Source organism: Ornithinimicrobium panacihumi, from assembly GCF_052073805.1.
GTDB lineage: Bacteria > Actinomycetota > Actinomycetes > Actinomycetales > Dermatophilaceae > Ornithinicoccus > Ornithinicoccus panacihumi.
Genome location: NZ_JBQGWG010000010.1, coordinates 14,799 through 32,939 on the forward strand (window position 1 = coordinate 14,799; position 18,141 = coordinate 32,939).

Consider the following 18,141-nt stretch of genomic DNA (forward strand, 5'->3'; position numbering starts at 1 on the left):
TGGCCGACCTCGGGGCTCCGGTGGGCGTGGGAAGCCCCGCCTCAGCCCCGCTCGTGCTTGCGGGCCCGGGACATCAGCGCGCCGGTCAGCTCGGCGGGGGTCGCGCGGCCGCCGACCACTGCGGCCACGCCCTGGCAGATGGGCATGTCGACGCCGTTCCGGGCGGCCAGCTCCACCACCGAGCCGCAGGACTTGACGCCCTCCGCCGTCTGGTGCGGCCGGGCCAGAACCTCGGCGATGGTGGCCCCCTCCCCCAGCGCGACGCCGACCTGGTGGTTGCGGGACAGCGGGGACATGCAGGTGGCGATCAGGTCGCCCACCCCGGCGAGCCCCATGAGGGTGGCCGGGTCTGCGCCCAGGGCCTGCCCGAGCCGCGCGATCTCGGCCAGACCCCGGGTGATGAGCGAGGACTTGGTGTTGTCGCCATAGCCCAGCCCCTCGGCCATGCCCACGGCGAGCGCGATGACGTTCTTGACCGCCCCACCGATCTCGGCGCCGACGACGTCGGTCTGGGTGTAGGGACGGAAGTAGGGCTGGGCCACCTGCGCCGCGACCTGCTCCGCCGCGTCGTAGTCGGTGCAGGCCACCACGCTGGCGGCGGGCTGTCGCTGGGCGATCTCGCGGCTGAGGTTGGGGCCGGAGACCACGACGATCCGCTCGCGCTCGATCCCGGAGGCCTCGATGACCTCGCTCATCCGCTGGCCGGTGCCCAGCTCGATGCCCTTCATCAGGGAGACGACCAAAGCGTCGCGCGGGATCTGAGAGCCCCAGTCGCGCAGGTTGTCGCGCAGGCTCTGCGAGGGCACGGCCAGCACCGCCAGGCCCGCCCCTTCGGCCGCCGCCCCGGGGTCGGTGGTGGCTCGCACGCTGGCGGGCAGCTCGATCTCGTGGAGGTAGTCAGGATTGCGGTGCTCCTCGTTGATCCCGCGCGCGACCTCGTCGCGCCGGGCCCAGAGGGTGACCTGCTCCAGCTCCCCGTCGGCCAGGATCTGGGCGAAGGCGGTGCCCCAGCTGCCCGCCCCGAAGACGGCTGCCCGGGTCACTTCTGCCCCTTGGCCCGGCGCCCCTCGCCAGGCTTCATCACGTAGGGCGTCTCCGGCGGGGTCTCGCCCCGCAGCTCGGCCACGAGGTCGGTGATGGCCGCCATGACGCGCGCGGTCGCCTCGACCTGCGCCGCGGGGTCGTCGGCGCGGTCGTAGAGATCGCTGAGGTCCACGGGCGGGCCGGCCTTGACCTTCTGCACCGGCCGCTTGAGCAGGTTTCCGGGACGACGGGCGTAGCGGTCGAGGACCTCCTGGGCACCCCAGGTGCCAATGGGCAGCACGGGCACGCGGCTCGCGAGCGCGAGTCGGCCCACGCCGGACTTGGCCTTCATCGGCCACATGTCGGGGTCACGGGTGAGGGTCCCCTCGGGCATGATCGCGATGCACTTGCCTTCGTCCAGGGCCTGCCTCGCCTCGACGAGGGCCCCACCGGCACGTGAGGTGGCCCGGTGGACCGGCACCTGCTCCAGGTGCAGCAGGGCCTTGCCCAGCAGCGGCACCTTGAACAGCCCGGACTTGGCCAGGAAGAACGGCGCCCGGCCATGGTCGACGAGGAAGTGGGCCATCATGAAGACGTCCACCTCGGAGTAGTGGTTGGCCGAGGCGATGAACCCCCCGGTCGGCGGCACGTGCTCCCCGCCGGACCACTGACGCCGCGTGGCGGCCATCAGCAGCGGCCGGACGGTGCCGATGACGACGTGATAGGACCACGGCAGCTTCTGGGCGATGGGCGTGCGCTTCACGCAATCATCTTGTCACCCGGGGCGGCCGGTGGGCGAGGATGTCGGGGTGAGCAGCGAGCCGGCACCTCCTCCCGGAGCCACCTCCTCGTCCCGACCCGGGGGGTATGGGGTGCGCTGGCACCTCGTGCTCCCCGTCAAGGAGGTCTCCCTCGCCAAGTCGCGCCTGGCCCCTCCTGCGCCCCTCTCCCGCCCGGACCTGGCCCGGGCCGTGGCCCGGGACACCCTCGAGGCCGTCTGCGCGGCGCTCGACCCGGCCCAGCTCGTCGTGGTGACCTCCGACGAGCAGGCCCGACGCGCGGCGGAGGACCTCGGTGCGCACGTGGTGCCGGACCCGGGAAGGGGGCTGAACGCCGCGATCACCGCGGGCTGGCGCGCCGACGTGCACCGCGACGAGGCCCGTCCCGACGGTGATGGTCCGTCCCACGGCTGGGCTGCGCTGCTGGGAGACCTGCCCGCGGTGCGGCCGGCGGACCTGCGCGAGGCGCTGGCGGCGTGCGCCGCATACCCGAGCGCCGTGGTGCCGGACGCGGAGGGGACGGGGACGGTGCTGCTGACCGGGACCGTCGGCGAGCCGCTGCCGCTGTTCGGGCCGGGCTCGGCGGAGCGTCACGCGGCGGCCGGGGCCGTGCGGCTGGAGCTCGACCTGCCCCGGCTGCGGCAGGACGTCGACACCTGGGCCGACCTGGAGACGGCGCTCGAGCTGGGGGTCGGGCGGCACACCGCGGCAGCCCTGGCCGCCGCGGCCCAGGACGGACGCGCATAGGCTGGCGCCATGCAGGCCAGCGTGCACACCTTCGACCCGGACAGCGGCGCGGGCAGCGTGCTGCTCGACACGGGGCGGCTGCTCCCCTTCGACGCCGACGTCTTCGGGGCTTCCGGCCTGCGCCACCTGCGTGTGGGGCAGCGCGTCAGCGTCGAGGCGAGCGAGGACGACCCCGAGACGACCGGGGCGCACCTGACCCGGCTGTGGATCGTCGGGATCGGCGAGGGCGAGCAGATCCGCTGAGGGGAGCCCCTGGGCGGGGAGACCCGTCACCGGGGCGGGCCGGTCAGCCTTTCTTGCCCTTCTTGCCGGACTTCTTGTCGCCCTTCTTGGCCTTGCCCTTGTCCTTGGACTTGGCGTCCTTCGACTTCTTGCCCTCGGAGTCCTTGCCCTTCTTCCCCTTACCCTTCTTGGCGTCCTTGGCGTCGGCGGCCGGGGCGTCGTCCTTCACGCGGGCCAGCTCGGCCTTCTTGGCCGACAGGATCTTCTGGGTGATCTCCTCGCCGCTGGTCATCAGCCGACCGCTGGCCGGGGCCGGGATGGTCGGCGCGGGCGCGGGCTCCTCGACCCGGGCGGCGCGGACGGTCGTGGGCGTGCCGGAGACCCCCTTCTTGCCCGCGGCGGTCTTCGCCGCAGCCGAGGTGGTGCTGGCCACCCGCTTGGCGGTGGTCTTCTTCGCCGCCGAGGGCTGAGCGCTGCGGCGGACGCTGCTGGGAGTCCCGGCCCCGCCGGCCCCGCCAGAGGCCCGGGAACCGCTGGCCCGGGAGTCGGACGGCGCGGACCCGGCCGTGGACCCGGCTGAGGACCCGGCCGTCGCAGCACGACCGGCAGGAGCAGGCACGCTGCCGTCGCTGCCCACCCGGGCGCCGGCCAGACCCTCCTTGGGCAGCTTGGCCGGCTCGGTCACGACATCCTTGAAGTAGGCGCCGGGGCGGAAGCGCGGGGACACCGTCGCGGCGATCGGCACGGCCTCACCGGTGCGCGGGTTGCGGCCGGTCCGGGCCGCGCGCTCGACCCGCTCGAAGGTGCCGAACCCGCTGATCCCGATCGATCCCCCCGCGGCCACCTCCCGCATGACGACATCGGCCAGCGCCTCGACGGCGACGGTGGCTGCGACCCTCCCTCCGAGGCGGGGCGCCAGTGCTTCGATCAGGTCTGCCTTGTTCACGCGCTGCTCCTGTCCGGAAAGGTCGCGGCGACATCAGGGGTGTGTGCCGATGCCCTAACGCTACGCCCCGTAGGAGACACTGTCGATGTGGCACATCACATGCCGCACATCACATCCGGCGAGCCCGCGGAGTCGAGAACGCCTCCGGGACCGGCCCGGGACCCACGGCGCCCGAGCCCTCGGGAGCCAGATGAGCCGGGCAGACGCAGAACGGCCCCCACCAGATGGTGGGGGCCGTTCTCACACGACGTAGCCCCGACGGGATTCGAACCCGCGCTACCGCCTTGAGAGGGCGGCGTGCTAGGCCACTACACAACGGGGCCGTGTGGGTGACGCGTGAAGCGCCGACGAGAAACCGTACCTGATCAGGTGGCCCTCTGCGAAATCGGCCCGGAGACCGATCAAGCGCTGGGGTACCAGGACTCGAACCTAGACTAACTGAACCAGAATCAGTCGTGCTGCCAATTACACCATACCCCAAGGGGTATCTCCGGACCGTTTCCGAGCCGGTGACACGAGGAGATACCTTACCGTGCTCGGGCCGTGGACCCAAATCCCGGGGCACCGGCGTGCAGCAGGGCCGCGACCGCCTCGTCGACGCGGGTGAAGGGCGCCAGGCCACGGCTCTCGGCGAGGTCCAGATCGGCCTGCGAGACCGCATACCCGTCCCTGAGCACCCAGGCTCCCCCGAGGCCGGCGTCGATGGCCGCGACGGGGTCGACGTCGAGCTCGTCACCGACGTAGGCGACCGTCGAAGGGTCCCGGTCGATGAGCTCGCAGCCGTGGTGGAAGACCTCGGGCGCCGGCTTGCCGATGCCCAGCGAGTCCTTGGTCACCAGGGGCACGGACCGGGCCTGGAGCAGCTCGTCCAGGCGGCAGCGGCGCAGCTTGTCCCTGGTGATGTCGACACCGGCGTTGGTCAGGAGCGCCACGGGGATCCCGGCCTCCCACGCCGCCTCCAGCGCGGGCAGGACGTCCTCGAAGACGGTGATGCCGTCCATCAGACCGGTGTCGAAGTGGTCCCGCCAGCGCGCACCGTGCTCGTCCTCGAAGTCCACCTCGAGCCAGGTCGCCAGGTCCGCGACGCGGCGGCTGCGCATCGTCTCCAGGTCGTGCTCCCCGCGGGTGTAGGCGCGGAAATGACCGCCCGGGTCGTCGCGGTAGCGCCTGCCGACGGAGCCCAGGCGGCCGGGATCGGCGTCGGGCCAGACCGCCAGGGTGGCGGCCGTGGCGGCCCGGTGCATGGCCTCTCGCGTCGTCAGGAGGGTGTCGTCGATGTCGAGCAGCAGGCCGGCGAGCCCCGAGGGCGGCAGGACCGCCCGGCCCTGCCGTCCGTGCCGTGCCGTCGGCCGCGGACCGGCCTCGGTCACACCTCGGCCCGCAGGCGACGCAGCCGGGCCAGGGTCTCGTCCTTGCCGAGGATCTCCATCGACTCGAACAGCGGCGGGCTGATCCGCTGGCCGGAGACCGCGGTGCGGAGGGGACCGAAGGCGAAGCGGGGCTTGAGCCCCATACCCTCGATCAGTGCGACGCGCAGAGCCTCCTCGATGCGCTCGGTCTTCCACTCCACTCCCCCGCCCAGGGGGTCCGGCAGCGCACCAGAGATCTCGTCGAGGGCGGCGATGGCGGCGTCGAGGACGGCCGGGGCGTCGTCCTTGAGCTTGGCGCGGGCGTCGTCGGCGATCGGCAGGGCGTCACCGCGCAGGTAGAAGGGCGCCACCAGCGGGACGGCCTCGGAGAGCACCTGGATCCGCGTCTGGATCAGGTCGGCGATCTCCTTGAGGACGGCGAGCTCGCCCATGTCGGACTGGGGCCCGAGGACGCCCGCCTCGCGCAGCACCGGCAGCAGTCGGGAGGTGAACTCGGCCAACGAGAGTCGCCGGATGTGGTCGCCGTTGATGGACTCGGCCTTCTTCTGGTCCCACCGCGCGGGGTTGGGGTTGACGTCACGCACGTCGAAGGCCTCCACGAGGTGCTGCGGCTCGAAGATGTCGCGATCGGGGCCGATCGCCCAGCCCAGCAGCGCCAGGTAGTTGATCATGCCCTCGCGGATGAAGCCGCGGTCGCGGTGCAGGAAGAGGTTGGACTGGGGGTCGCGCTTGGAGAGCTTCTTGCTGCCCTCCCCCAGCACCAGCGGCAGGTGGGCGAAGGTGGGCACGCGCTCGGCCACCCCGATCTCGATGAGGGCGCGGTAGAGCGCGATCTGGCGCGGGGTCGAGGAGAGCAGGTCCTCGCCACGGATGACGTGGGTGATCCGCATCATCGCGTCGTCGACCGGGTTGACCAGGGTGTAGAGCGGCTGGCCGTTGCCCCGCACGATCACGAAGTCGGGCACCGAGCCCGCCTTGAAGGTGACCTCGCCACGGACGAGGTCGTAGAAGGTGATGTCCTCGTCGGGCATCCGCAGGCGCAGCACGGGCTCGCGGCCCTCGGCGCGGAAGGCGTCCTTCTGCTCGTCGGTCAGGTCCCGGTCGTGGTTGTCGTAGCCGAGCTTGACGTCGCGCCCGGCCGCCTTGTGGCGCTCCTCGACCTCCTCGGGCGTGCTGAAGGACTCGTAGGCCAGACCGGCCTCCAGGAGCTTGTCGGCAACCTCGCGGTGCAGGTGAGCGCGCTCGCTCTGCCGGTAGGGACCGTAGTCGCCACCCACACCGGGGCCCTCGTCGTAGTCCAGGCCCAGCCAGTCCAGGGCGTCGACGATCTGGTCCATCGACTCCTGGCTGTCGCGCGCGGCGTCGGTGTCCTCGATGCGGAAGACGAGGGTGCCGCCATGGTGCCGGGCGAAGGCCCAGTTGAACAGCGCCGTGCGGGCCAGGCCCACGTGCGGCGTGCCGGTGGGGCTGGGGCAGAAGCGGGCGCGGACGGCCGGGCCGGTGACCTCGTCGTGCTCGGTCTGGGAGGTGGGGGCGGAGTGAGTGGTCATGATGGGGCCAAGACTACTGGGCGGGTATGGGGCGGCTCACCTGCTCATGAGGGCCGACGTCACCGACTCCTGGAGCCAGGAGAGGAAGTCGTAGTAGGCCATCTTCTGCGCCGTGCCCGGGTCGAGCTCGATCTCGCCGACCAGGGCGGCCTCGAGCTCGGCGTGCAGGCGCTCGGAGTCCTCGTCGGTGCGCAGGCCGAGGCGCTCCCCCAGGATCAGGCGGGCGTCGGTCAGGGCGATCGCCAGGGCACGGCCCTGGTCGAGGTCGAGCTCCACCTTGGGCGGGGTGGCCGCCTGGAGCGCCTCGATCGCGGTGCTGATGGTCGCGGCCTTGCGGGAGCGCAGCCCGTGCTCGGTGAGGCGACGGAACTCCGCCGCCTGCTCGGCGTCGTCGCGGGAGGCGGGCGGCAGGAGCCGGGCCAGGGCCGGGTCCGAGGGCTCCTCCGGGTCGACCTCGTCACCCAGGCCGGCCACGAGGTCCAGGAAGGGGTCGCCGGTGTCCGGGCGCTCGGGGGCGACGAAGTCGCGGGTCAGGCGCAGGACGTGGACGACGACCTCGATCTCCTCGGCGTCGAAGCTGGCGACCAGACGGCCGCGACGCTGACGGAAGGCGGTGGCCATCTCAGTCGTCCTTCTGGAAGGTCGCCCAGAGCCCGTAGCCGTGCATCGCCTCGGTGTCGGCCTCGCACTTTTCGCGGGCGCCGGTGGAGACGACCGCACGACCCTTGGTGTGGACGTCCATCATCAGCGCCTCGGCCTTCTCGCGCGGGTAGCCGAAGTGCGTCTGGAAGACCCAGGTGACGTAGGACATGAGGTTGACCGGGTCGTTCCAGACCAGCGTGACCCAGGGGGTGTCCGCCTCGGGCCGGTCGAGCACGGCCACGCTGCTTCGTCGCTCGGGCGTGGTCTCGGGGCCGTCGGGCGGGCCGGGCGGTCCGGGGGGCGGCGGCAGGTCGATGGGCACCCGACCACTGTAGGCGGACCGGGGTGAGGGATGCGCGGACCCGGCGGTGCCGCATACCCGCAGGACTAGGCTGTGGCCGTGATCACCCCCACCTCGCTGCTGACGGACCACTACGAGCTGACGATGATCCAGGCGGCCCTCGCCAGCGGTCACGCGGATCGCCCCTGCGTCTTCGAGGCGTTCGCGCGACGGCTGCCCGACGGTCGGCGTTATGGCGTCGTCGCCGGGATCGGGCGTGCGCTGGAGGGGCTGCGCGACTTCAGGTTCGGCGAGGAGGAGCTCGCCTTCCTGCGCGAGACCAAGGTGGTCGACGAGCGGACGCTGGAGTGGTTGGCGGGCTACCGCTTCTCCGGGGATATCTGGGGGTATGCGGAAGGGGAGATCTACTTTCCCGGCTCACCTCTGCTCGTGGTCGAGTCGACCTTCGCCGAGGGGGTGGTGCTGGAGACGATGATCCTGTCGATGCTCAACCACGACTCCGCCGTGGCCTCGGCGGCCTCGCGGATGACGGCGGCCGCGGACGGCCGGCCGTGCATCGAGATGGGGTCCCGGCGCACGCACGAGGGGGCGGCGGTGGCCAGCGCACGTGCGGCGTACATCGCGGGCTTCGCGTCGACGTCGAACCTGGAGGCAGGGCGGCGCTACGGCGTGCCGACGATGGGGACGGCTGCGCACTCCTACACGCTGCTGCACGAGGACGAGCGGGAGGCCTTCGCGAACCAGCTCGAGAGCCTGGGCCTGTCGACGACGCTGCTGGTGGACACCTATGACGTGACGGCCGCGGTCGAGCTGGCCGTGGAGCTCGGGGGGCCGGAGCTGGGCGGGGTGCGGCTGGACAGCGGCGACCTGGTGTCGCAGGCCCACGAGGTGCGGCGACAGCTGGACGGGCTGGGGGCGAAGGACACGCGGATCGTCGTGACCTCGGACCTGGACGAGTATGCGATCGCCGCGCTGCAGGCGGCGCCGGTGGACGCCTATGGCGTCGGGACGCGGGTGGTGACCGGGTCCGGCCATCCGGCGGCCGGGATGGTCTACAAGCTGGTGAGCCGCGCGAACGACGAGGGCGTCATGGAGGGCGTGGCCAAGGCGAGCAAGGACAAAAGCTCGGTGGGCGGGCGCAAGTATGCGCTGCGTCGTCGTAATGCCGGTGGCGTGGCCCAGGCCGAGATCATCGGGATCAACGAGCAGCCGGACGACGACGGCGACGACCGGCAGCTGCTGGTGCCGCTGGTGGAGAAGGGCGAGGTCGTGGCTGCCACGGACGCCCAGACCGCCAAGGAGCACCACGAGATGGCGCGGGCGGAGCTGCCGCTGAAGGCGCTGCGGCTGTCCCACGGCGAGCCGGCGATCCCCACGCGCTACCTGGACGACTGGAGCTGAGCCGCAGGGTTTTCCACATCCCTGGGAACGGTTGGATCCTTACCAATCCTTTACCTGTGGACAACGGGATCTTGAGGTTTGCTGGGGCAGACTGGCGTGGACAGATGCCTGCCCGTGGCAGAGCCGGGTGGGCGCCGCTGCCAGGAGGGGTAGTCAGTGAGACTGACCGCGATCGTTGCTGCCGTGGTGAGCCTGGGGGTGCTGGCCGGATGCCAGCCCGAGGCCAAGCCGTCCGCACCGCCCACGAGTGAGCCTGCGCTCACCACGTCGACGCCTGCGGTGACGTCGGAGCCGGCTCCGACGACTGAGGCTCCCGCGCCGACGACAGAAGAGGTGGAGGTGACGAGTGAGCCGGAGGCTGGGGCACCTGAGATGCCTGAGGAGGCGCTCGAACCAACTGAGGCTGGGGCGGATCAGTTCGTAAGACACTGGATCAGCACTTTCAATTACGCCTACCACCATGGCGAGCCAGAGTTGATGGACCCACTTCAAGCAGAAGGATGCGCATCCTGCGAGGGCCTCGCTGGTCTCCTCAAAGAGCCGAGCACGGAGTCCCGTTACCTAACGTTGCACGAGACCACACCGATCGCCTTACCGGGTTCGGCCACAGTTGAAGCCGACATCACGCAGGCGGCTACCGCGAAATCGAAGGAAACCTCTGCGACTGCGGTCTTTGAACTAGTCCATGAGGACGATCGGTGGCTCGTCGCCGAAATCATGGTTGCGAAGAATGCTTGACATCCTTTTTGCTGCGACCGTGATGGGATCCACCGATCCTCCCTGCGACGATGAGGACGGTGGATTCGTCTCGTGCGTCGAAGACGGAGGCGGTGCGTACGTTGGTTTATCGCAGGAGAAGACCTACGCTCTAGCTGCGACCTACCCACCGGGCAACAATGCCGCGAACCCTGTTCTGTGGTACGAGTTTGTGGCGGTGATTGCATGCGACGGGAACACACCTGCGCAACCTCGCCTAGAGATCTGCGGATCCGCAATCCAGTACTGCGAGACGTTTGCCCCCGAGTCCCCTGGGCCCCACTCCCTCGTCTATCGACGTATCGCTGACAGCGAAGGGCCCGTGAGCGGCTGGGATCTCGTAGGGCAGACATGCTTCACGCCTTCGGTTCCAGCCAGGTCCGGCGAACCGGCCCAGGAACTGACGGAGGCGATGATCATCAACGCCTTCCACCGGACCGACTTCGCACTCCCCCAGACCATTCTGGAACCGCCCGGTGGGCGAACGCTGGTCAACCTGCCCGTCTACTTCGAGCTGTCCTGGCCCGAGGCTGGGTTCCAGCCGGACGAGGTCGACACCACGACCCTCGCCGGGCACGAGGTGCGCATCCGACCGACCCTCGTGGGGATCTCCTACGTCACTGGTGACGGGACGACGATCGGACCCACCACGGACATGGGCGGCCCGTATCCGGGAGGCAGCATCACCCACACCTACACCGCCAAGGCTGCCGGGCTGAACCCCTACATCAGCGTCGAGTACGGCGGCGAGGTGAGCGTCGACGGAGGCGAGTGGCGCTCCATACCCGCAACCGCAACGGTCGAGGGCCCCACCACCACCCTTGAGGTGCTCACCTCCAGGAACCGGCTCTACAGCGACAACGGCTGACGATCAGGGTCACCTCCGGAGGATGCCTCCCGGTGGCGGAGGCCGTGTCGGACGATCGCATTTCCGCAGGTCAAGAGCGTGGGACAGGTCTGTCAGTGGTCCCTGGTTGAGTGTCTACATGGAGCCAGAGATCGCACCGCCGTTCGCCTCGGAGGCGGACCGTGCGCTGCTGGCCGCCATCGAGGCGGAGCAGCTGGCGATGCTCAACGACGGCTCATACCCCAGCGACGACGAGCGTGACGAGCTGTGGGCGGAGGTCCGGCTGTCGCTGACCGAGGAAACCCCCGGCCTGCCGGGTGAAGAGGTGTCAGCAGGTCTGGAAGCAGCGTCCCGGGGACTGGGCCAGGCGCAGACCACGACCCGGGAGCGGGCACAGATCTTCGACCAAGGCATCCGGGCCGCCCTCGAGACGATGGGCAGGCTCCGGAGCGACCTCGACGGGGTCGTGTTCGCCATGGCGTGGGAGGCATCGGAGCGGGGGTTGCACACCGAGGTCGGGCTCTCCTTGAGCGACTGGCTCCGGGTCCGCTGCCCGTGGCTGCCGCCCGGAGACGCGGTCAAGGTGGGGCAGATCGTCAACGCCGCTGGCACGCACTGGGGCAGGCCGCTGGCCGAGGAGGTCGCGGCCGGTCGGATCCCGCTGCACCGGGCCTCGCAGGTCGCGCGGACGATGCTGCGACTCGCACCTTCGCTCGACCCGGACCAGCAGGAGGCCTACGCCTCGATCAGCATCACCGCCGCCGGCAACGGAAGCCTCAGCGATCGGGACCTCGGCATCGTGTGCGCCAAGCTGGTCCAGGATCTCCTGGACGCCAAGGACCCAGGCGCCAGAGAGCGGGCCGCTCACCAGCTGCGGTCGGTCACGAGCAGACGGCTCGGCGACGGCTTGACCCGCTTCAGCATCGACGCACCCGATGAGCACGCAGCCACGCTCGAGGGGCTGTTCTCCTCCTCGCTCGCTGCGCCTGAGCCCACGCCCGACGAGGCGGACGAGCGCTCGGCGCCGATGCGCAAGTTCGACGCGCTCATGAAGGTCGTCGATCGTGGACTCTCCAACCCCGGCGGAGCGCCGTCGACCGGGCGCTCGACAGTGATCCTCACGATCCCCTTCGACCCGGACAAGGGCCAGCCCAGCGGACCGGGGATCACCGCTGCCGGGATGATCGTCTCCGCGATGACCGCGGGCCTGATCGCCTGCAAGGGAGAGATCACGCCGGTCTGGCTGTCCGAGGACGGGCAACCGCTCAAACTCGGCAGAGACGCCCGCTACGCCACACCAGGCCAGTGGAAAGCCCTCGTGGCCCGCGACCAGCACTGCTCCTTCCCCGGATGCACCGTGCCCCCACAGTGGTGCGACTCCCATCACATCACCTGGTGGTGCCGCGGTGGCGAGACCGACGTGGATGACATGGCCCTCCTGTGCGGCCAGCACCACACCTTGGTGCACCTCAACGACCTCACCGCGACGGTCTCCGGGGGCTCCGTCATCTGGCACGTCTGACGACCCTGCTCCGCACCCGGCCACTCACCGGTCGGGTGCTCGGCATGCCACAACCCAGCTCCGTGAGCCTCCGGACGTGTGGCGACGGACTCCACTTTCCCCGCGATACCGCATACCCTCCAGAGCATGCGCACCGCACTGATCGTCGTCGATGTCCAGAACGACTTCTGCGAGGGCGGCAACCTCGCGGTCGAAGGAGGAGCAGGTGTCGCCCGCCGCATCACCGAGCATCTCGCGGAGCACGGTGACAGCTACGACGCAGTCGTCGCGACCGCCGACTGGCACATCGACCCGGGCAGCCACTGGTCGGACGAGCCGGACTACCGAGACTCCTGGCCGGTGCACTGTGAGGCCGGGACCATCGGCGCCGAGTTCCACCCCGGTCTCGCCGGCGCACTGGACCACGTGCAGGCGGTCTTCCGCAAGGGTGAGTACGAAGCTGCCTACAGCGGGTTCGAGGGTGTCACCGAGGACGACGGCCGCAAGGTCACGCTGCAGGAATGGCTGGCCGAGCACCAGATCGAGGCGGCGGAGGTATGCGGCATCGCCACCGACTACTGCGTCCGCGCCACCGCGCTCGACGCCTCCGCCGCAGGACTGAGCACCACGGTCCTGACCCACCTCACCGCCGGCGTGGCTCCGGACTCCACCGAGGCCACGCTCGTCGAGCTCGACAAGGCTGGCATCACCGTCGCGTCGTGAGCTTGCTCCCCGGAAGTCGGCACCCGAGAGCCACCGGTCCAGCCTTTACAGCAATGACCTGCCTTCACAGCAATGAGATGAGGGCGCTGACGAGCGTGTAGAGACCGATGGCCACGTTGAGGGCCGCGAACCCGAGGGTGAGCTGTCGCGGTTTGGCACGGGAGGCGACCCGGCCGCCGAGGAGGCTGCCGACGACGGTGGCCACGGTGAAGACACCCACGAGGGAGCAGTCGATCTCGAGCGCCGAGCCCCCGCTGCCCGGACCGAGCCGCGCCAGAAGGGCCGTGGCGCTGTTGATCGCGATGACCAGCAGCGACGTCCCCACAGCCACCGGCATCGAATGACCCAGCGCCAGCACCAGCGCCGGGACCAGGATGAAGCCTCCACCCACGCCGAAGAATCCCGTCAGCAGGCCTACGATCGTCGCTGCGACGAGGACCTTCAGGACACGGGGCAGCCGCAGCGCAGCGGCCACAGGGTGAGCATCGGATCCGGATCGACACCGCCGGCCTCTCCGGAACTGGAGCCACTCGACCTGCGAGAACTCCGCAGCGCCCGGGCGTGTGGCACCAGGGCGAAGATCGAGCTGATCCCACGATGAGCAGCGAGCTGGTGACCGCGACCCCCGGATCGAGGCCCAGGAGATGGACCAGGGAGGGGACCGTGAGCAGCGATCCACCCCCGCCCAGGGCGCCGAGCGTGAGCCCGATGATCAGGCCGAGGGGGACGGCTGCGACCAGCATCGCGCTGCCTCGTCAGGGATCGGGGTCGGCCTGCGTCAGCGACCGAAGAGCTTGCTGAGGAAGCCACCCCCGCTGGCGGCCGCCTCGCGCTTCTCGGCCTCGCTGTGACCGGTGCAGCGGTTGGCCCGGGGCACCCCGGACATGACCTGGTCGACGTGCTGGCCGCAGCCGGCCCAGGTGGTCTTGCCGCAGATCTTGCAGTTGAGGGCTCGGCTAATGATGAATCTCCTTGGATGTGGTTGGTGCGGGTGTGCGGTGGGTGATGGTGACGCCCAGGTTGTGCCTGGGCGTGCCGGACCAGGGGCGGACCTCTCGTCCACCCCGTCCGGCCGGGCCGAGCCCGGCGGGTCAGTCGTTGGGCACCAGGGGCAGGCCGGCGGCCTCGGCGTTGCCGAAGCTGTCGTCGACGGCGACCACGTGCTTGCCTGCCGCGGCGAGGACGGAGGCTGCGACGCTGGCGCGATAGCCGCCGGCGCAGTGCACCCAGAGCTCGCCCTCGGGGACGTCGTCCATCCGGCGCAGGATGTCGTGGATCGGGATGTTGACGGCGCCCTCGATGTGGCTCTCGTCGAACTCCTGCGCCCGGCGGACGTCCAGGACCTGGACGGTCCGGTGGTGGCGCACCTGCGACAGGTCGCCGAACTTGGCGACGTCGAAGCGTCCGAGCTCGTCGTCGGTCCACTCCTCCGGCGTGCCGGTGGCGGCACCCTCGAGCTCGTCGATGCCGATCCGGACCAGCTCGCGCTGGGCCTCGGCGACCTGCTCCGGGGTGTCACCGAGCAGCGTGAGCGGCGTGCCCCACGGGATCAGCCAGCCGAGATAGGTCGAGAACTGACCGTCGATCCCGAAGTTGAGGGTCCCTGTGACGTGCCCGGCGGCGAAGGCGGTGCGGTTGCGCAGGTCGACGACCCACTCCCCCGCCTGGATACGCTCGGCGAGGACGTCCTTGTCCGCCGGCTCGGGCGGGGTCAGCTCCACGCCGTCCGGACCTGCCGAGTTGGCCAGCCCCATGTGGGCGTAGTACGCCGGGTAGGCGTCGAGCCCGGCCAACGTCTGCTCCACCCACGTCTCCTCATCGAGCGAGTAGGCCGGGTTCTGCCGCACCTCCTGCTCGATGGTCGACGCCGTGACGCCGTCGCTGGACCCTGCGGAGCAGAACGAACCGAAACCGTGGGTGGGCAGCACCTCGGCGTGCCCCGGCAGCTCGTCCTTGAGGCGCTGCGCGGATGCGTACTGGTGGTGGACCAGCTCGTGGGTGTGCGCCGGACCGAGCAGGTCGGGGCGGCCGGTCGAACCGAACAGCAGCGACCCGCCGGTGAAGACACCGACCGCCTCTCCACGGGAGCTGAGCGCGTAGGACAGGTGGGTCAGGGTGTGGCCGGGAGTGTGGATGACCTTGATCGTCATCGCCGGGGAGACCTCGATGACGTCGCCGTCCCGCACCCCGACCCGCTCGAAGGACACGGGGTCGTCCGCGTTCACGTGGTATGCGGCACCCGTCACCTCGGCGAGCGCCAGGCCACCGGTGACGTAGTCGTTGTGGATGTGCGTCTCGAAGACGTGCGTGATCCGCACGCCGGCCTCCTCGGCCAGCTGCAGCACCCGGTCGATGTCACGCTGCGGGTCAACCACGACCGCCACCTCACCGTCGTGCGCCAGGTAGCTGCGGTCGCCAAGGCTGGGGGTGTCGATGATCTCCACAGTGACGCCGTGGTCGGCAGGGGCGGTGGTCTGCGAATCCATGTGCTCCAGTGTCCTCTCCGCGGGAAGTTTCTGTCGAACAATACCCCTGGGGGTATCTTCCAGAAGCCTAGCACACGCCCGGCCATACCCCCCTCGGTATATGATGTCGGCATGGTCACTCTGAACCCGGACGACATGACTGCCGTCGTCAACCGCCTCAAGCGCGCCCAGGGCCAACTCGGCGGCGTCATCCGCCTCATCGAGGAGGGCCGCGACTGCAAGGACGTGGTCACCCAGCTCGCCGCAGCCAGCAAGGCCCTCGACCGCGCCGGCTTCGCCATCGTGGCCAGCGGCCTGCGCACCTGCATGGACAACCCCGAAGGCGCCACCCCGGCCGACCAGCAGGCCATGGAGAAGCTCTTCCTGACCCTGGCCTGACGCCTGCCCAGGCGCAGGGCCTGCCCGGACGAGTCCCCCAGCGTCGGACCGCGGTGGCGACGTGAACACTCACGTCGCCACCGCGGGCTGCCTGTTCAGCTGGTCGAGAAGACCTCGTCCTCGCCCGGCCTGTCGCCCTCGGCGGCCAGCCCGCGACCCCACGACCCGGCGTACTGCCCGTCGTCGACCGCGCGCCCGGCCTCGCCCAGCTCCAGCGGCCGGAAGGTGTCGACCATGACGGCGGTCTCGTCGAAGTAGTCGACCCCGATCGACTTCTCCGTCGCGCCCGGCTGTGGCCCGTGGGCGTGCCCGCCCGGGTGCACCGAGATCGAGCCCTTGCCGATCCCCGAGCCCTTGCGCGCCTCGTAGTCGCCGTCGACGTAGAACATGATCTCGTCGGAGTCCACGTTGGAGTGGTAGTACGGCACCGGGATCGCCAGCGGGTGGTAGTCCACCTTCCGAGGCACGAAGTTGCAGATCACGAAGTTGTAGCCCTCGAAGACCTGGTGCACGGGCGGCGGCTGGTGCACCCGCCCGGTGATCGGCTCGTAGTCGGCGATGTTGAACACGTAGGGATACAGGCAGCCGTCCCAGCCCACCACGTCGAAGGGGTGGTAGGGATAGGTGTAGATCGTCCCGACCATCCCCCCGGTCGAGTGCTCACCCCCACCCCGGTGCTTGATGTAGACCTCGGTGTGCTCGGCCGGATCGGCGCCCAGGTCCTCCGCCAGCAGCGGACCCTCCGGGCTGCGGAAGTCCCGCTCGCAGTAGGGGGCGTGCTCCAGCAGCTGCCCGAACTTGGACAGATAGCGCTTCGGCGGCCCGATGTGGCTGTTCGCCTCGATGCAGTAGGCCCGCAGCGGCTCGGTGAAGCCCTCGTTGCCGGCCACCCGCGGGATCCACCGGTGCGTCGTGGCCCGCGGGATCATCACGTAGTCGCCCTGCCCGACCTCGAAGGCGCCGAAGATCGTCTCGACCCTGGCCCCGCCCCGCTCGATGTAGACGCACTCGTCCCCGATGCCGTTGCGGTAGTAGGGGCTCGGGGTGTCCGCGACCACGTAGAGCAGGCGGACGTCGCCGTTGCCGAGCACGAGCCGGCGGCCCGTGACCACGTCCACCCCGGTCTCCAGCCCGGTCTCGGAGGACTCGTCCACGAACAGGTCGTGCAGCTTCAGGTGACGGGGCAGCAGCGGGTGGTTGGCCACGGTGTCCATGTCACCCAGGTCCCACACCTTCGCGTCGGCGATCGCCGAGGGGATGTTGCGGTGGTAGAGCAGGCTGCTGTCGGAGGAGAAACCCTCCTCCCCCATCAGCTCCTCGTAGTAGAGCCCACCCTCGGGCGTGCGGTGCTGCGTGTGCCGCTTCGGCGGCACGTTGCCCATGCTCTGGTAGTAGGCCATGCGTGCTCCAGTCTGCTCGTCTCCGCTGGACGCGTCCGCTATCCGGACGACGGTGTCCTCTCTCTCGTCACGATGCAGTACCGTGCCGAGCATGTCAACGACGCCGGCACCACGCTCCCTGCTGACCCGCCTGGTCGACGACGCCGCCGTCTTTCCGCCCGCCAGCCTGAGCGTCCCGGACGCCTGGTCCGCGCACCTCGCGCTCCGCGCCGGACGGTATGGGGATCTGCTGGGTCCTCTTCTCGTCGCCGCCGCCGGTGCGTCCGACCTCGTCGCAGCAGCGGCGGCCGCGCCGCGGGCGGAGGACCTGGAGACCGGGACCGGTCACGGCGCCCGGCCGATCGAAGTCGGCGTGATCGCCAGGCCCGGCGTGCCGGTCGAGGACCTCCTGTCCGCGGTCAGCACCATCGAGGCCTCCCCCCAGCTCGTCGTCGCCGGTGTCGAGCTCGCCCACGACGCGGAGGGCTCGTGGCGCGCCGCCCTCGACCTGCCGCTGCCGGTCGCGGTCGAGGTGGGCCGGGACGGGGCCGCGCAGGCCGCGGCGCTGGACGGCATCGTCACCGCCACGGAGGCCCGCGACGAGCCCGTGCTGGCCAAGCTGAGGACGCAGTCGACCCCGCAGGCGCCCGTCCCCACCGCCCGTGAGCTGGCGGAGTTCCTGTGCGCGGTGGGCTCACGAAAGCTCTCGTTCAAGCTCACCGGTGGTCTCCACCACGCCGTGGCGGGCGAGCGCGTGCGTCCCGACGGGGGCACCGAGCTCCAGCACGGGGTCCTCAACGTGATCGCGGCGACGCACTACCTCGTGGACGGTGCTGATCTGCCCGGCCTGGAGTCCGTGCTCGCCCTGCAGGACGCCGACAGTCTCGCTGCCATGGCACGCCACCTCGACGAGACGGCCGTGCGGGAGCTGCGCAGGGCCTTCGTCTCCTTCGGCTGCTGCACCGTCACCGACCCGCTCGACGAGCTCACCGACCTGGGCCTGGTCGCCCGCCCCTGACGCGGGGACTTCGGCGACCCTGGCACCCACGACCCAAGACCGACCTGGCACCGTCACCGCATACCGACGAAG

The 18,141-nt window shown here is 70.5% G+C and carries 20 protein-coding genes and 2 tRNA genes; 9 read left to right on the forward strand and 13 right to left on the reverse strand.

Annotated features, from left to right (window positions below):
* Positions 1 to 41: 41 nt before the first annotated feature.
* Together ACTMMA_RS10665 and ACTMMA_RS10670 are read right to left on the reverse strand one after the other, a co-directional pair.
* Complete coding sequence (locus tag ACTMMA_RS10665; RefSeq protein WP_441190109.1) at positions 42 to 1,043, reverse strand: NAD(P)H-dependent glycerol-3-phosphate dehydrogenase; 1,002 nt, start codon at positions 1,041 to 1,043, stop codon at positions 42 to 44.
* Entirely contained in the window at positions 1,040 to 1,786 is a 747-nt protein-coding gene (locus ACTMMA_RS10670; protein WP_441190110.1) for a lysophospholipid acyltransferase family protein, read from the reverse strand. Before ACTMMA_RS10670 ends, ACTMMA_RS10665 begins: the two co-directional genes overlap by 4 nt.
* 46 nt (positions 1,787 to 1,832) lie before the next feature.
* On the opposite strand from ACTMMA_RS10670, the gene cofC reads away from it, so the two are divergent.
* Positions 1,833 to 2,549: a 2-phospho-L-lactate guanylyltransferase gene (gene cofC / locus ACTMMA_RS10675; protein ID WP_441190111.1), complete on the forward strand. Its 717-nt coding sequence runs from the start codon at positions 1,833 to 1,835 to the stop codon at positions 2,547 to 2,549.
* A gap of 9 nt (positions 2,550 to 2,558) precedes the next feature.
* Positions 2,559 to 2,792 (forward strand): hypothetical protein, encoded by a 234-nt coding sequence (locus ACTMMA_RS10680; protein ID WP_441190112.1) that lies wholly within the window; start codon positions 2,559 to 2,561, stop codon positions 2,790 to 2,792.
* 43 nt (positions 2,793 to 2,835) lie between these two features.
* Here ACTMMA_RS10680 and ACTMMA_RS10685 read toward each other — a convergent pair whose 3' ends face one another.
* The 7 genes from ACTMMA_RS10685 to clpS all read right to left on the reverse strand — a co-directional run bounded on the left by ACTMMA_RS10685 (position 2,836) and on the right by clpS (position 7,520).
* A complete protein-coding gene (locus tag ACTMMA_RS10685) occupies positions 2,836 to 3,717 on the reverse strand; it encodes an HU family DNA-binding protein (protein ID WP_441190113.1) in 882 nt (293 codons plus the stop codon).
* 250 nt (positions 3,718 to 3,967) lie between these two features.
* A tRNA-Glu gene (locus ACTMMA_RS10690) sits at positions 3,968 to 4,040 on the reverse strand.
* Between the two features lie 85 nt (positions 4,041 to 4,125).
* Positions 4,126 to 4,197: transfer RNA gene (locus ACTMMA_RS10695), tRNA-Gln, on the reverse strand.
* 47 nt (positions 4,198 to 4,244) lie between these two features.
* The gene (locus ACTMMA_RS10700; protein WP_441190114.1) at positions 4,245 to 5,087 is read right to left on the reverse strand and encodes an HAD family hydrolase; all 843 of its coding nucleotides are present in this window, start codon (positions 5,085 to 5,087) and stop codon (positions 4,245 to 4,247) included.
* Positions 5,084 to 6,637 (reverse strand): glutamate--tRNA ligase, encoded by a 1,554-nt coding sequence (gene gltX, locus ACTMMA_RS10705; RefSeq protein ID WP_441190115.1) that lies wholly within the window; start codon positions 6,635 to 6,637, stop codon positions 5,084 to 5,086. The genes ACTMMA_RS10700 and gltX overlap by 4 nt, the downstream gene beginning before the upstream one ends.
* 36 nt (positions 6,638 to 6,673) lie before the next feature.
* Positions 6,674 to 7,258 (reverse strand): DUF2017 family protein, encoded by a 585-nt coding sequence (locus tag ACTMMA_RS10710; protein ID WP_441190116.1) that lies wholly within the window; start codon positions 7,256 to 7,258, stop codon positions 6,674 to 6,676.
* Between the two features lies 1 nt (position 7,259).
* On the reverse strand, positions 7,260 to 7,520 hold the full coding sequence (gene clpS, locus ACTMMA_RS10715) for an ATP-dependent Clp protease adapter ClpS (protein WP_441190222.1): 261 nt from the start codon (positions 7,518 to 7,520) through the stop codon (positions 7,260 to 7,262).
* A gap of 162 nt (positions 7,521 to 7,682) precedes the next feature.
* Between clpS and ACTMMA_RS10720 the strand changes: the two genes are divergently transcribed.
* The 5 genes from ACTMMA_RS10720 to ACTMMA_RS10740 all read left to right on the forward strand — a co-directional run bounded on the left by ACTMMA_RS10720 (position 7,683) and on the right by ACTMMA_RS10740 (position 12,808).
* Entirely contained in the window at positions 7,683 to 8,981 is a 1,299-nt protein-coding gene (locus ACTMMA_RS10720; RefSeq protein ID WP_441190223.1) for a nicotinate phosphoribosyltransferase, read from the forward strand.
* A gap of 156 nt (positions 8,982 to 9,137) precedes the next feature.
* A complete protein-coding gene (locus ACTMMA_RS10725; protein WP_441190117.1) occupies positions 9,138 to 9,719 on the forward strand; it encodes a DUF6318 family protein in 582 nt (193 codons plus the stop codon).
* Complete coding sequence (locus tag ACTMMA_RS10730) at positions 9,712 to 10,605, forward strand: hypothetical protein (RefSeq protein ID WP_441190118.1); 894 nt, start codon at positions 9,712 to 9,714, stop codon at positions 10,603 to 10,605. Before ACTMMA_RS10725 ends, ACTMMA_RS10730 begins: the two co-directional genes overlap by 8 nt.
* A gap of 118 nt (positions 10,606 to 10,723) precedes the next feature.
* A complete protein-coding gene (locus tag ACTMMA_RS10735) occupies positions 10,724 to 12,106 on the forward strand; it encodes an HNH endonuclease signature motif containing protein (protein WP_441190119.1) in 1,383 nt (460 codons plus the stop codon).
* Between the two features lie 126 nt (positions 12,107 to 12,232).
* Complete coding sequence (locus ACTMMA_RS10740; protein WP_441190120.1) at positions 12,233 to 12,808, forward strand: isochorismatase family protein; 576 nt, start codon at positions 12,233 to 12,235, stop codon at positions 12,806 to 12,808.
* A 64-nt stretch (positions 12,809 to 12,872) separates the two neighbouring features.
* Here the strand turns inward: ACTMMA_RS10740 and ACTMMA_RS10745 are convergent, their stop codons facing one another.
* From ACTMMA_RS10745 to ACTMMA_RS10755, 3 genes are all read right to left on the reverse strand, one after another.
* Positions 12,873 to 13,283, reverse strand: a complete 411-nt coding sequence (locus ACTMMA_RS10745) for a TSUP family transporter (RefSeq protein WP_441190121.1) — start codon at positions 13,281 to 13,283, stop codon at positions 12,873 to 12,875.
* A 303-nt stretch (positions 13,284 to 13,586) separates the two neighbouring features.
* Complete coding sequence (locus ACTMMA_RS10750) at positions 13,587 to 13,769, reverse strand: DUF8730 family Cys-rich protein (protein WP_441190224.1); 183 nt, start codon at positions 13,767 to 13,769, stop codon at positions 13,587 to 13,589.
* Positions 13,770 to 13,899: 130 nt separating this feature from the next.
* Positions 13,900 to 15,294, reverse strand: a complete 1,395-nt coding sequence (locus tag ACTMMA_RS10755) for a rhodanese-like domain-containing protein (RefSeq protein WP_441190122.1) — start codon at positions 15,292 to 15,294, stop codon at positions 13,900 to 13,902.
* A 111-nt stretch (positions 15,295 to 15,405) separates the two neighbouring features.
* On the opposite strand from ACTMMA_RS10755, the gene ACTMMA_RS10760 reads away from it, so the two are divergent.
* Positions 15,406 to 15,672, forward strand: coding sequence for a metal-sensitive transcriptional regulator (locus tag ACTMMA_RS10760; RefSeq protein ID WP_441190123.1), 267 nt, complete (start codon positions 15,406 to 15,408; stop codon positions 15,670 to 15,672).
* 95 nt (positions 15,673 to 15,767) lie between these two features.
* On the opposite strand, the gene ACTMMA_RS10765 is transcribed toward ACTMMA_RS10760, so the two are convergent.
* On the reverse strand, positions 15,768 to 17,072 hold the full coding sequence (locus ACTMMA_RS10765) for a homogentisate 1,2-dioxygenase (protein WP_441190124.1): 1,305 nt from the start codon (positions 17,070 to 17,072) through the stop codon (positions 15,768 to 15,770).
* A 91-nt stretch (positions 17,073 to 17,163) separates the two neighbouring features.
* Between ACTMMA_RS10765 and ACTMMA_RS10770 the strand changes: the two genes are divergently transcribed.
* A complete protein-coding gene (locus ACTMMA_RS10770; RefSeq protein WP_441190125.1) occupies positions 17,164 to 18,069 on the forward strand; it encodes a hypothetical protein in 906 nt (301 codons plus the stop codon).
* Positions 18,070 to 18,141 lie beyond the last annotated feature (72 nt).